The sequence below is a fragment of the Leptothoe sp. ISB3NOV94-8A genome (assembly GCF_043421595.1).
Lineage (GTDB): Bacteria > Cyanobacteriota > Cyanobacteriia > Phormidesmidales > Phormidesmidaceae > Leptothoe > Leptothoe turfae.
The window spans coordinates 3,740,969-3,754,435 of record NZ_JAXSQW010000001.1; the positions used below are offsets into that span (position 1 = coordinate 3,740,969).

Below are 13,467 nucleotides of genomic sequence, written 5' to 3' on the forward strand. Positions count from 1 at the left end.
AAAACCCTTATACAGCAAAGAATAGCAGTTCTTAAATTTTAGGCCTTCGGGCAGTTGTCCCCATCCTTAGAGCGTCTCAATAATAGAAAAGGCTCGCATAATGCGAGCCTTTTCTAAAGGTAATAAGCAGTTAGCCGCTACTCAGGCAAGCCAGTCAAAAATTCAAAGCTGTCTTAGGAAATTACGGTTGTCAAAGCAATCAAGCCAACCACCAGGGCAGCACCAGCAAGCCCCAAAATAACGTAGTTACGCTTTTCACTGGCTGTCGGAGGCTGAGCCTCATACATCTTGGGCTCAGAAGCAAAATTGTTAAGGCGTCCACCTTCTTCAGTGGTGTATGGCATAGGTATAAACTCTTACGGCACCATCACATGTTAGCTTAGCAAAAGTTAGTGTAGTTATTTATCAAATTCGACACATTACACAATAAATCGCAATAATTGCTTCCGCAGCCACTTTCATATCGAGTAGTGAAATCAGCACCTAATCGGGGTGAGGTTCCCTCCTAGAGAGCGTTGAACTGATCGATACAATACTATTGAAGGCTCCATGAGGAGATGCGATGGCAGCATCCGCCCAAAATCCCCAGCCCAAAATCCCATCATCACAAACGCAGGGCTGGCTAACGACTTGGCATGCAATCAAGTCCGGTATATCTCTAGATCAGGTCACCCAACGAGTGCTGAAATGGTTCGCAGTCGATGATGACCAAGTTGCCAATATCCTGGAAAAAATCAGGGCGGAACTACCTACCACTGAAGCCTGGCTGATCGGCAAACCCCAATCGGGCAAAAGTTCAATTGTGCGTGGGTTAACCGGAGTCTCCGCAGATATTATTGGCCAGGGATTTCGGCCCCATACCCAACACACCCAGCGTTACGCTTATCCATCAGCAGATCTGCCACTGCTGTTATTTACAGATACGGTTGGGCTAGGAGATGTGGACCGCGATGTAGACAGCATCCTACAAGAACTCCAAAATGACCTTGCTCAGCAGGCGCGCGGGGCGCGGATCTTGCTGGTGACAGTTAAGGTCAATGACTTTGCAGTGGAGAGTCTGCACCAGATTTTGCGTGGTGTTAGAGCCCAGCATCCAACAATTCCAGTGGTTTTAGTTGTCACCTGTCTGCACGAGCTTTATCCTACCGGGGCTGAGCATTCGCCCTACCCACCTACACAAACATCAGTTCAACGGGCCTTTGGTGAACTCAAACGCAGTTTTGACGGTCTCTTTGACAGTGCCGTTATGGTTGACTTCACCCTTGAAGAAGACGGCTACACTCCTGTTTTTTATGGGCTGGATGCGCTACTCACTGTCCTATCTGACCAGCTGCCCGAGGCAGAGTCCAATGCTATCCATCAACTGCTAGATCAGGCTGATGACGCCACCACCCAACTAGGGGCGATCTATCGAGATGTGGCTCGACGTTACATTTCAGCTTTTTCCGTGATTGCGGCCACATTAGCTGCGGTGCCGCTACCCTTCGCCACGATGCCAGCGATTACGGCGCTGCAAGTTTCCATGATTGTTGCCCTGGGGCAACTTTATGGTCAACGCCTCAGCTTTTCCCAAGCAGGCGGTGTTGCTAGTACCATCGCTGGAGGTTTCTTGGCCCAAGCCATCGGGCGAGAATTGATTAAATTGATCCCCGGTTTCGGCAGCGTTGTTGCGGCTTCATGGGCAGCAGCTTATACCTGGGCGTTGGGTGAAGGTGCATGCATCTACTTTGGCGATCTGATGGGTGGGAAAAAGCCTGACCCTGAACGCATTCAAGCCGCCATGAAAGATGCCTTTAAATCGGCAAAGGAGAGATTTCGTAAAAACAACCCCATGTAGGGGCGTTGCATGGAACGCTCCTAAACAACGGATTCGTTTATTCCCAAAAATAGGGTGGTTGTGTATTTTTATGGGGCCAACTATTAGAAATGAAGTGCCATAACGTAGGCGCAGCCAAACACAGGCCGATAAGGCCCACCCACCATGTCTGCTGAAAATCACCAATATCAAATGTTTGGGGACCAGGTGATAGCAATTCCGGTGCAACCGAGACAACATTGTTGAGCGCATGGGCAATAATCGGCACCCACAAACTGCGGGTGCGAATATACAACAGCGCCATAATCACACCAAACATGGTGAGCCCCAAGGGGTTGTTGATGTGTAACATGCCAAACAGTAAAGATGACATGATAATCCCCACAGGCAAATTCCATCGCACAGCCCAGCGTTGTAATAACACACCCCGAAATACAAATTCTTCAGCGATGGGGGCAAAAACCAGAACAACAAACAGCATCAAGTAGCGATATAGACCAGGAGCCACTGTTTCAACATTTAGCAGCTGTTCCGTCAGTCGTTCTTCCACAAACCCAGGAGCAAATAGTGAGACGGGGTAAAACAGCAATAAAAAGCTACTGAAAGAGAAAATCAGCATACTGGAAATTAACAATATGCCATAGGCCCACGGGAAACGCGGCGGCGGCCCAAATAAACGAGTTAGCTGCAAACCAGCTCGCTGCCCGGTGGTGATAAGAACGACACACACCAATCCAAAAATAATTATGAACTGGACAGGTATCCACAGTTTGTCATTTAGGGGCCAGGGCAGCAGCCGTTGATAATCAAGGATGCCATAGATAATTTCTACCAGCAGGTTGCTCACAATAAAAGCAACTAACACATGGGTACGGAATTTGAGTACTTCGAAGGGGTTCCTACCCATGCGAACACCTTAATAATTAGAGTGCATTTAATTGCAAAACAGATGACCAACTCGGGCATTACGGATCTATGCCGTGCATCAGAAACGATATGACGCGTCGGGATGTAACAACATATTTGTACCAGAGCTATGTTAAAACTGCATAGCAGTAGCGGTTTATCAGGATAGATATATGTGCGATCGCACAGACTCACACCCTCGCAAACCCTGGCAGTCCCATACCTTATGGTCCAAACTCCAAGCCCAAACCGAGCATGGCTTAACTACTGAAGCCCTAAAACCCATCGACACCGAGTATGAACTTGTTACCGATGGGTGTGTGGAGTTTATTATAAGAATTTTAACCAACCTAAACCGCAAAGCTCAGGCCCGTAAGGTTCAGGCCAAGAAAAAGACCAATCCGTTTTTACCCTACGACCCCAACCTTTATGTCACAGACATCTCCGACACCCATGTCTGTCTGCTAAACAAATTTAATGTCGTTGACCATCATTTTCTGATCGTCACCCGTAGCTTTGAGTCTCAGCTCGACTGGCTTAACCTGGCTGATTTTGAAGCCCTTTGCCGCTGTATAGAAGAAGTCGCTGGCTTATTTTTCTACAATGGTGGATCCGCTGCTGGAGCCAGTCAACCCCATAAACACCTTCAGCTTATCCCCCAACAGTCCATGGATTTGCCCATTGAAGCAGCCATCCGCGTCACCAATTTTATTGATGGCATCGGTCAGTCGCCTCAGCTGCCCTATGCCCACCGCATCGTTCAACTCAGTCCTGATGACGGACCGCAGCAATGGCTTCAGCATTATCGACGACTATTACATAGCCTGGCACTAGATGATCCCACCGGACAATGGCAAGGGTCCCAGCGAGATGCCTATAACCTACTGGGCACACGCAACTGGTTAATGGCCGTGCCACGACGTCAGGATGACTATCTGGGCATCTCGGTCAACTCCCTCGGTTTTGCCGGTTCGTTATTGGTCAAAAACCAAGAGCAAATGGACAAACTTAAAGAAATCGGACCGATGACCTTATTAAAGGAAGTCGGCAAGGCAATTTAACTATGTAGGGACGCTCCATGGAACGTCCCTACCATAATGGGAATGTCCCTACACGAGTGGATACAACCCACATCTAAATTAGAGCGGAAATATCTTCGCCGCATTCATCGGCCAAGAAACATAGGGCCCGGAAGCGTAAACCCACTACCTCGTCATATAAAGGGTTAAGCTTACACATCGGAGGAATGTGAGCGATTGTGCGGCCAAACAGGACAATATCGCGTTCAAATGGACATTGAGCAGGAACGAAGCGAGCAATCCAACGTGCTTGCTCAGGGTCTTTAACATTTAAAGAATCGATCCAGAATCGAAGAGGCTGCAGTGGCTTGAACTGGAACTTGATGCCATGGAGAACGTGGTTCTTCAGAAATGCAGTGGCAGAAGACATGAGTTAGAAAGAAAGACTTAATTTTTCAGGAGAACAGATTGTTAGAAGCGCTGACTGTTTAGATAGAAGATTTATAAGGAGTTTAGTTATTAGAAACGCTAACTGTTCAGACAATGGAGTTATAAGGACTTGAGGAGTTGTGTGTTAATTCCCTCTAAGGTAAGCAATTAACGTTGTGCCTAGGTAAAGCGAATAATAACCCTGACGAAAGTTTTCTAAAGGTCTAATAAAGAACGGAAACTATAAAAACAATGTAATTTGAACTGGATTTCAGCCCAAAATAAATGCTAGAAGATGGATCCCAATTTGTGTGTTACGAACGAGACATTTTCTAGAATCTGATGCAAGATACGCATCTGACCTTTACCTTTCCGGATACTCGTAGCCCCTCAGAAAAACTTTGCAAATTTAGTCAAGGCCGTTGGTAGAAAACTAGGGAACGGAATAACACTAAAGTCATCTTGCCCAGATTCCCAAAGTTATTACCTACGAGATTGACGTAACAATAATTACCTCTCTCGGTAAATATATTAGTCAGTATTCAGCGGCATTAGGCAGTTCCCATCAGGTTACCGTTGGGTCAAGCACTTAAGACATTGGGCAAGAAATTTGTCAAACCTGATACTCTACGCTGACCATCTTCTAGAGAATTGAATAAACTCAACAAAAGTTGATACGCCAGGTATAGCCACACTGCACAGCTACAGGGAGCATCTGAATTGCGGCATCTGAATTGCGGCATCTGAATTGCGGCATCTGATGGATACTGCGCAGGCAGACCAAGCATGGGGCGGTTCTAAGGATCGGTTATCGCGAATTAAGCAACACCATGTCGTGATATACGCTTAGTTAGCACTCTGACTCAGAGAGTGCTAAGGTCTTTCATTGCAGAGCTAAACGAGCTGACTATGGCGAAACTGGTAGTATTTGATGAAAAGTCCCGCCAGGCTTTAGAACAAGGCGTTAACGCCCTGGCCGATGCGGTCAAAATTACCCTTGGTCCTAAGGGTCGTAACGTTGTTCTTGAAAAGAAATTCGGCGCACCTCAGATTGTCAATGACGGCATCACCATTGCTAAGGAAATTGAGCTGTCTGATCCCTATGAAAACACCGGGGCACGGTTAATCCAAGAAGTAGCTTCTAAAACTAAGGACTTAGCTGGTGACGGTACCACCACAGCCACTGTGTTGGCTCAGGCAATTATCCGTGAAGGCCTCAAGAACGTAGCGGCTGGTGCGAACCCCGTGAGCCTACGTCGCGGTATTGAAAAAGCCGTTGCCAAATTGGTTGATGAGATTGCAGCGGTCGCTAAGCCTGTAGAAGGTAAGGAGATCGCCCAGGTAGCTACGGTATCCGCTGGTAGTGATGAAGCCATTGGCAGCATGATTGCCGAGGCTATGAATAAAGTTACTAAGGACGGTGTGATTACCGTTGAAGAATCTAAGTCCCTCAATACCGAACTCGATGTGGTTGAAGGGATGCAGATTGACCGGGGTTATATTTCCCCTTACTTCGTCACCGATCAAGAGCGAATGATCGCTGATCTTGAAGGTGCACTGGTTCTGATCACCGATAAGAAGATCAGTTCTATGCAGGACCTGGTAGGCGTCCTAGAAAACATCGCCCGTGCTGGCAAGCCCCTCGTCATCGTTGCTGAAGATGTAGACGGCGAAGCGCTGGCAACATTGGTTGTCAACAAGGCTCGTGGCGTCTTGAATGTCGCTGCGGTTAAGGCTCCTGGTTTTGGCGATCGCCGTAAGGCTATGCTGCAGGATATTGCTGTACTGACAGGTGGTCAGGTCATTTCTGAAGATATTGGTCTCAGCCTGGAAATGGCAACGGTCGAAATGCTAGGTACTGCCGATAAGATCACCATTACCAAGGACACCACTACTATTGTGTCTGAGAGTGGTAATAAGGCAGATATCGACGAGCGCATCGGTCAGATTCGTAGAGAGTTGAACGAAACTGACTCTGATTATGACAAGGAAAAGCTATCTGAGCGTTTGGCTAAGCTAGCGGGTGGCGTTGCCGTAATCAAGGTTGGTGCTGCCACTGAAACTGAACTGAAAGACCGCAAGCTACGCATTGAAGATGCCCTAAGCGCAACTAAAGCAGCTGTGGACGAGGGTATCGTTCCTGGTGGTGGCATTACGCTATTGCACCTGGCGCAAAAGCTTGACGACCTTAAAGCTAGCCTCAGCCCTGAAGAGCAGACTGGTGTCGACATCGTTATGCGGGCTGTAGAAGCTCCTCTACGTCAGATTGCTGACAATGCTGGTGATGAAGGTAGCGTAGTTGTCGAAAAGGCACGTTCACTTCCTTTTAATGAAGGTTACAACGCCCTAACCGGTGCCTACGAAGACCTGATGGCTAGCGGTATTGTGGATCCTGCTAAGGTTGTACGTTCTGCGTTGCAGGATGCTGCGTCTATCGCTGGCATGGTCTTAACGACCGAAGCACTTGTGGTTGAGAAGCCTGAACCTGAAGCTGCTGCACCTGGTGGTGACATGGGCGGCATGGGCGGCATGGGTGGCATGGGCGGCATGGGTGGCATGGGCGGCATGGGCATGCCCGGCATGATGTAACATCCATCCTGTCTTTTTAAGGCCATATTTTGTAGGGGCGTTCCGTGGAACGCCCCTATGTTTTTTATGATTGATTGGCGCAGGAATATGAATCGGCTATATTCTAAATAGTACATATTTACTTAGCGATTGGAAAAAGCCAGTGACTCAAGTGTCTGACCCAGCCAAGCTCCATGAGGTGGAACTCAGCCAGCGGATTTTAGAGATGGCAAGGGCAGGTGTGTATCGCGAGTCGCTGTTTGATACGTTTAATGGGGTGGCGAGCAAGCGTCAGGTACGGGCTGCGATCGCAACCGCCAAACAGTTCGGCCTCCGTTCTAATCCAGCCCTGCGAGATACTGACCTGGGTACTTACTACCACATTGATTCCAAGCAATACGACAGCTTTCAAACGCTACTAGAATCAGCAATTTCGCCTGTATCCACCGATGATGTGGCCACTCGTCTGCGCAAACTAACGGAAGCTGTGCAGATTTTGGTGCGGGTATCGGGTGGCGTTGCGATCGCTCTTCTAATTAGCGGTAGTCTCTGTGTGCTGAATGGCAAGCTGACGCTAGCCGCGACTATCTGGAGCGCATCTCTGGCCGTAAGCCTGGTTTGGATGCTGCAAAAATTATTGGTTGGGTCATTGTTGGATTAAGGTTTTGCCCTCGGTATACCAATAAAAAATTAGATACCCCGTAGGGGCAATCCCTTGTGGTTGCCCCAATTCCTACGGACAACATATTTCTTTCGGGTGGTACAAAATTCTGACCAATAGCAAACCGTATGGCGGGGTAAGCACGAGGCATTACCCCTACGGTGTTTCCATATATTGGCGATGTCAGGTGACCAACAAGGGGGTTAGGGTTCACCACCTTTTACATGGTCATCTAACCAAGACACCATTTCCCACAACACGTGGCCAACGGCTTCGCGCGAACGATATACATGACCCTCTGCCGGTAATGACACATAGCGCACCGTACCACCAAGGCCTTTCATCGCCTCGTAGAGACGCTCAGACTGAATCGGATAGGTACCTGGGTTGTTATCCTCAGCACCGTGGATCAATAACAGTGGCTCATTAATTTTTTCAGCGGCAATAAACGGAGACATGGTTAGGTACGTCTCAGGTGTTTCCCAGAAATTACGCTGTTCTCCTTGGAAACCAAAGGGTGTGAGCGTCCGGTTATAGGCCCCACTGCGAGCAATGCCTGCCTGAAAGAGATCGCTATGGGCGAGCAAATTAGCGGCGGTAAATGCACCATAGGAGTGGCCGCCGATGGCTAAGCGCTGACCATCGCTAACACCTCGTTCTACCAGCAAGTTAACTGCGGCCTCAGCACTCGATACCAGCTGCTCAATGTAGGTATCATTCGGTTGCTTATCCCCTTCACCCACAATCGGCATGGTCGGTCCGTTGAGGACAGCATAACCCTGCGTTAACAAAAACAAAACCGAATCTCGTCCAGGCCGAGTGAACGTATACTCTGAGCGAGTATTCTGGCTAGCAACTGCACGATCTTTAAACTCTCGCGGATAAACCCAAAGCACCGTAGGTAAAGGGCCATCGGTCGCTGGATTATAGCCCGGTGGCAGGTATAGAGTGGCTGTCAGCGTGACTCCATCCGCACGGGGATAGCGCACAATTTCTTTTTGTACATCGGCATACCAAGCCAGGGGATCAACAAATTCCGTGAGAGGCTTCTCTTCTCCACTGGACAGCATCAGCTGATGATAGTTGCCTGGGCTAGTCTGAGATTCTCTTCGAACAATAATATTTTCAGCATTAGCATCTAGCAAACGCGTTATCCGACTAAAGACGTCTCCTTCAGCCTGCCAAAGACGCTCTGTTTCTAAGCTAGTCAGATCCAGACGATCTAAAAAGGGAAACACTCCATCGGGTGAAGCACCACCGCCGTTAAGGTACATACTCTTGCCATCCTCACTGAGCATCAGCACTGAACGGCCATAGGGCCCTGGCATCAGAACTGGACTACCTGGATTGGCATAGGCATTCTGAAAGTCTCTTTCATCTAGCAAGACTGGCTCCGAGGCAGTTTGCCCAAGATTAATGGACCAGGCTTTTAATTGACGGCTGTCGTACCAGGCTTCTGTCACAACAGCAAAATCTTCTGTGCTCCAGGTAACCCCACGAAATCGCAGGGTGGAACGCCATAGTTCTGTTGGCTCCCCGTCAAAAGGTGCAGCCAGAGTATACAGCCCATCCCGATGCTCCACCTCATTGCTGGCATCACCACCGTCTAGGGCCTCTGTCCAGAATAGGGTGGCAGGCTGATCGGTCCGCCAGCCGATGCCCCGTTTACCCTGCCGCACTGAGTCAAAGGCAATGGGAATATCGTCGGCCAGGGGTAAATCCGCTAACTCATGTACCACCTCTCCCTGGCGGTTAAGCACCTCGTAGCGCACCGGAAAGCGAGATAGGGGAACCTGATAGGAAAAGGGACGATGCACGGTGGAACGTAACAGCCACTGACCATCGGGAGAAACCGTTACATTGCGGAGCAGGCTGGGATCATCCAGCAGGGTAATCTCTCCATCCAGGCTAATGTGGGCGATCTGAGAGGAGAAATAATATTCAAGCAAAGCTTCATCGTGGGGGCTCTGCAACAAATTAGTGTAGGTGCGAGTCGCGGCCACCCGTCCCTGGCTGCTTTCAATCACAGGTCCAACAGGCACCTTAGGCTCAGTGGGGGGGACACCTAGCCCCTGGGGTCGCACTTTACAAATCAGCCCCTCATCCCCCGGCAGCCAACGACAAGGGCTGTTATACACACCATTGAGAAGCGGACCGCTCAGGGGTCTTGCCTTAGCTTCCGCCACATCTAAGACCCACAGCTCAATGCCATCAGCCTGGGTCAGCGTAAATGCCAAATAGCGATTATCGTAGGACCAGCGCAGGTTGCGGATCCGTGCATCCGGTGGTAAATGGATGGGAGTACTCTCTAAGGTCCCTAGACGACGAACCGTCAGCCCTTTATAGGAACCTTCTTGGGCAGGTCCCCAGGTGTTGGGGTTGATTTTAGTGCCTGCGATCGCAAGCCAGGGTTCTGATAATTCTGAAATTGGCAGCAGCGCCCGTCGTTCTAGTTCTACCAGCCACTGGTTATCTCGTGAAATCGACACTGCCGATAGCGGGTCCACATCCAACATCGACGTAATCGGTTCAGGTGGATTTTGCCAGGTGGACATGGGCTGATCGGTCTGGGCTGAGACAGGCATAGCAATTAAAGGAATAACAACAAGCGGGAGCAAGTGTCGAAACATAGCGTATTTTGGGCTAGAACCTAGAGTCTAGATGCTTCCCGCAGCCTTGTGTTGTGCTGTCATGAAATCTAAAAAACTCAACATACGGGAGTTAAAGGGAATGGGAAGTAGGGGCAATCCCCGGTGGTTGCCCTGAAACGACAAGGCAGAACAGAATCAATTCCTTGTGGTTGCCCTGGGGCAGCATTACATACCAGGAGCAATTCCTGATATTCACCCTCGGCAACAAAAAATAAGGGGGCAGTAGAAAAATAAAGGACTGGTTAACAAAGGTATTAGGTTCTGGATAGTTAATTCTGCTGGCCTAAAAGGAATTCCTCCACATTTAGCCTGTCAGCTTCTGGAATGTTCACAACGACAAGATATCCAGCGAAATCCTCACCATCGATATCCGTCAAGGCGGCCAAAATTTTGGGCATATCAGCCCGCTGTAGCCGCCCCTGATGATCGTAGATTTCAATGGCAGACAGACAACCAATGGTAGGATTCCAGCCTGCGCTGGCAGGGTACTGACGGCTATTGGCAAAAAAGCCTGGATCTTCACCGGTACCGTGGATGCGGAAATAGTTACGTCCTGCTTTGCCGGCCCAGTAGGTTTGCTGAATGGGTAAATAATTACGCCAGGTTGGGGGCAGCAACGCCTGGTAGGCAACCAGTCCACCGCTCCAGGGGGCTTGGTCTGCCTTAGTTTGGGATGGTAAAAAGGCTTGTACACCGGGTTCGTGGGGCACAAACAGCTGCACCAGGGCAAATTGACCGTAGGGTCGAAAGTAGTCGGTATCGGGCTGGGGAATGGTGCCTTCGATGCGATAAATTCCCTGGGGTGTTTCGCCTCGGGTGAAGTTCCAGGAGAGACCGGTGTGGAGCGATCGCAACCCCAACGGCACAGACCAAAGCTGTCCGTCTGTTTCGCGTACAAATTTGCCCTGGCGATCTTTGAGTACGGCCTGGCACAGCTGGCCTCGGTCAGGAGAACAGAGCACGTAGAGATGCAACTGCTCAGGAGCAATGGTCCAATCTAATAGCTCATCCAGGGGCGGCATGGCGATCGGGTGATCGATGGCAGCAACATCGTGCAGAGTAGTCCTGAGGTATAGATCTTGGTGCCAGTTGGGGAAGCGTTGGCGGATGCGATCGCTGAGGACATATCGCTGTTGAGGCGTCGTTTCACCTTGAGCCAGGGCAGATAAGGCCATGGCTGACCACTTGGTATTGTGCACCTGGTCAACGGCATCCGCCAGGGCCTGCCGAATTTTAGGATGGGCATTTGGAGCGCTTAAATACAGCTGGGTACCAACTTGAAACGCCATTTCTATGGTTTGGCGTTGATTGGCCGATAGCTGAAATGCGTTGGCTTGCCCCATCAGGTATGCAATTGCCTCATCAATGTATGCAGCCCGTGGTTCTAAGATGCCAGTGGACCAGAGAAGGTTTTGCCAGTGGGTCTGGTGCTCTTCGGTAAAGGGATAGAGGACCAGACTATAGTTGTGGGGTTGGATGTGCGATCGCTGCTCTTCAACATAGGTTTCTCGGGCGGTTGCTGTTGCCACCGGCAGTTGGGTAATGGGCTGGGTGCCATTGCGGGTTAAGTCCTCAACCGCTATGGCGTCTGCCTTGGCGGAAAGTGAAGGACACAAACCAAAACAACAGACCTGAAAAACGACAAGACCGCTGACTCGATTGAGTTGGCTCGGCAGATTGAACATAAGGCTGTATGGGCCAACATTATATTTGGATCATGTTTTAAAAATAAAACATATCCCATACAGCAGCTTACGAGCCCAGACGTTATTGATACCCGTGCTAGTCATATTGTGGGAAAGCAACAATTGAAGGTTAGCCTTTATCCCATAATGCCGTACTCCCAAACCCAATCGGGGGCTAGGTCTTCTTTTTTCATTGTCTCTTGCTTTTTCATCATCTCATGGTGGTTATGGGTATCCCAGGTGAAACCTGATGAGGGAAACTTAGGCATCTCATAGGGACTGCCTTTTTCTTCTATGGTTCTAGTCGAAACAGACTGGACATTGTAAGACTGACTGCCAGGAATGGAGGGGTCAGGTGCCATGGTGATTGCCTTGGGTTGCTTGAGGCTTGTATTTAAATATGGATACATGCCTGTAGCAGTAAGTTCCAAGGAGGAAAAGCTGGTATTTTAATTTTTTCTGATTTTGGAAACCCATTGTTGGGTTGATGGTTGTTGGATTAGGTTGGGAAATACACAACGGTTGGTTTTATTGGGTTTCATACATTCAACCCAACTTACGCATTGGCCATATGGAAAGTTGGGATGCATCCCGGAAAATGGAGATAAATGTAGAATTAGTCTAGGTTAAATTTTCTGATTTTAACTGATGGACCCATGAGGCTAAAATCATGATGACTACGATCTGCATAGCCATTTCAACTCCACCATGGAGATCAGTCATGTCAGTGGATGACATTTTTTATGGAAATTTATCTGATGCAGTCTCAATATAACTATCTAAATTCTGTTCATTAGACGTTCTAAACAAAGCCGTTGCTTATCAATGATTGTCATCTAAGAATTCCAAGAGGTATTTAGTGTGATCCAAAATTGTCAAATCGATCCAACCCGCCTTGAACCCATGATGGAATGTATGGATATCATGGATATCAGTGAGTTAGTTGATTCTGTTCCAGAAGATGAGTGGGACTGGAATATCATCTCAAAAAGAGCGGTTGTTTATTCTTGTGGGATCATTTGTCGAGATGGAGATGTTGTAGAACACAACCATCAGCCAACCGAGTTTGACCTATGTCAGCGTCTATCCCAGGAAGCCGCTAACATTATGGATGGCATATATATCAAGATGGGAGATGAAGGCGATCATGACTTCTCACCATTCTATATTGTTGCGAATAGTGGCTCTAATAGTCCAGAAGAGATTACAGAAGACTTAATACGTTCAGCCTTTGGTGGCACCATTCACCATACTGCCAGAATTAAAGTTGAGCCATTAGACGGAATCGTCAGTCGGGTAGAAGACAATGCTGACCTGGACTATGGCGAAGATGATGGGGATAAAGTGTACAGGCAAAGTGAAGAACGTTATGTCAAAGCTTGGCAAGCTCTAGCGAAATGGTTTGATAAAACACCAGAGTTACAGACTCCTGTATTTGTGAGTGTGGATGAAAGAGGTGACGATGATGACGAGTCTATGGTGGGCTCTGTGTTTCCTAGGTTAGTGCTGGCACTAACTAACAATGGCAGTCTAGTTGGTCTTTTTAGCTGTGTGACTCATACTTAAACGAATCGTAGCTGTCAGGGTGAATTAGGGGGTTGCGATCGCACCATCGTAGGTTGGGTTTCATCCCATCAAAATCTCTCGCCTGCAAACAACAACCTGATTAACCCAACATTGCCAACATCCCCAATACGAACCATAATGCGGGTTGAAAAATACACAACGGTTG

The 13,467-nt window shown here is 48.7% G+C and carries 11 protein-coding genes; 5 read left to right on the top strand and 6 right to left on the bottom strand.

Features of this window, described 5'->3' with window-relative positions; all coding sequences use genetic code 11:
• Nucleotides 1-173 precede the first annotated feature (173 nt).
• Nucleotides 174-344, bottom strand: coding sequence for a photosystem II assembly protein Psb34 (psb34, locus tag SPB21_RS15770; RefSeq protein ID WP_163667573.1), 171 nt, complete (start codon nt 342-344; stop codon nt 174-176).
• 218 nt (nt 345-562) lie between these two features.
• Between psb34 and SPB21_RS15775 the strand changes: the two genes are divergently transcribed.
• Nucleotides 563-1,837 carry a GTPase family protein gene (locus SPB21_RS15775; protein ID WP_499867101.1) on the top strand — a complete coding sequence of 425 codons (1,275 nt, stop codon included), beginning with the start codon at nt 563-565 and terminating at the stop codon, nt 1,835-1,837.
• A gap of 37 nt (nt 1,838-1,874) precedes the next feature.
• On the opposite strand, the gene SPB21_RS15780 is transcribed toward SPB21_RS15775, so the two are convergent.
• The gene (locus SPB21_RS15780) at nt 1,875-2,723 is read right to left on the bottom strand and encodes a CPBP family intramembrane glutamic endopeptidase (protein WP_499867103.1); all 849 of its coding nucleotides are present in this window, start codon (nt 2,721-2,723) and stop codon (nt 1,875-1,877) included.
• A 172-nt stretch (nt 2,724-2,895) separates the two neighbouring features.
• Here SPB21_RS15780 and SPB21_RS15785 point away from each other — a divergent pair, with 172 nt between their 5' ends.
• The gene (locus SPB21_RS15785; RefSeq protein ID WP_163667564.1) at nt 2,896-3,783 is read left to right on the top strand and encodes an ATP adenylyltransferase family protein; all 888 of its coding nucleotides are present in this window, start codon (nt 2,896-2,898) and stop codon (nt 3,781-3,783) included.
• A gap of 73 nt (nt 3,784-3,856) precedes the next feature.
• Here SPB21_RS15785 and SPB21_RS15790 read toward each other — a convergent pair whose 3' ends face one another.
• The gene (locus SPB21_RS15790) at nt 3,857-4,171 is read right to left on the bottom strand and encodes a Mo-dependent nitrogenase C-terminal domain-containing protein (RefSeq protein WP_490794597.1); all 315 of its coding nucleotides are present in this window, start codon (nt 4,169-4,171) and stop codon (nt 3,857-3,859) included.
• Nucleotides 4,172-5,079: 908 nt separating this feature from the next.
• Here SPB21_RS15790 and groL point away from each other — a divergent pair.
• The gene (gene groL, locus SPB21_RS15795) at nt 5,080-6,759 is read left to right on the top strand and encodes a chaperonin GroEL (RefSeq protein WP_163667556.1); all 1,680 of its coding nucleotides are present in this window, start codon (nt 5,080-5,082) and stop codon (nt 6,757-6,759) included.
• A gap of 142 nt (nt 6,760-6,901) precedes the next feature.
• Nucleotides 6,902-7,399 carry a hypothetical protein gene (locus SPB21_RS15800; protein WP_163698269.1) on the top strand — a complete coding sequence of 166 codons (498 nt, stop codon included), beginning with the start codon at nt 6,902-6,904 and terminating at the stop codon, nt 7,397-7,399.
• Nucleotides 7,400-7,602: 203 nt separating this feature from the next.
• Here SPB21_RS15800 and SPB21_RS15805 read toward each other — a convergent pair whose 3' ends face one another.
• The 3 genes from SPB21_RS15805 to SPB21_RS15815 all read right to left on the bottom strand — a co-directional run bounded on the left by SPB21_RS15805 (nt 7,603) and on the right by SPB21_RS15815 (nt 12,097).
• Nucleotides 7,603-9,984 carry an alpha/beta hydrolase family protein gene (locus SPB21_RS15805; RefSeq protein WP_499867104.1) on the bottom strand — a complete coding sequence of 794 codons (2,382 nt, stop codon included), beginning with the start codon at nt 9,982-9,984 and terminating at the stop codon, nt 7,603-7,605.
• Between the two features lie 335 nt (nt 9,985-10,319).
• Nucleotides 10,320-11,735 (bottom strand): hypothetical protein, encoded by a 1,416-nt coding sequence (locus tag SPB21_RS15810; RefSeq protein WP_499867106.1) that lies wholly within the window; start codon nt 11,733-11,735, stop codon nt 10,320-10,322.
• Between the two features lie 137 nt (nt 11,736-11,872).
• Nucleotides 11,873-12,097: a hypothetical protein gene (locus SPB21_RS15815; RefSeq protein WP_499867107.1), complete on the bottom strand. Its 225-nt coding sequence runs from the start codon at nt 12,095-12,097 to the stop codon at nt 11,873-11,875.
• A 499-nt stretch (nt 12,098-12,596) separates the two neighbouring features.
• Here SPB21_RS15815 and SPB21_RS15820 point away from each other — a divergent pair, with 499 nt between their 5' ends.
• Nucleotides 12,597-13,301 (top strand): hypothetical protein, encoded by a 705-nt coding sequence (locus SPB21_RS15820; RefSeq protein ID WP_499867108.1) that lies wholly within the window; start codon nt 12,597-12,599, stop codon nt 13,299-13,301.
• Nucleotides 13,302-13,467: the final 166 nt, after the last annotated feature.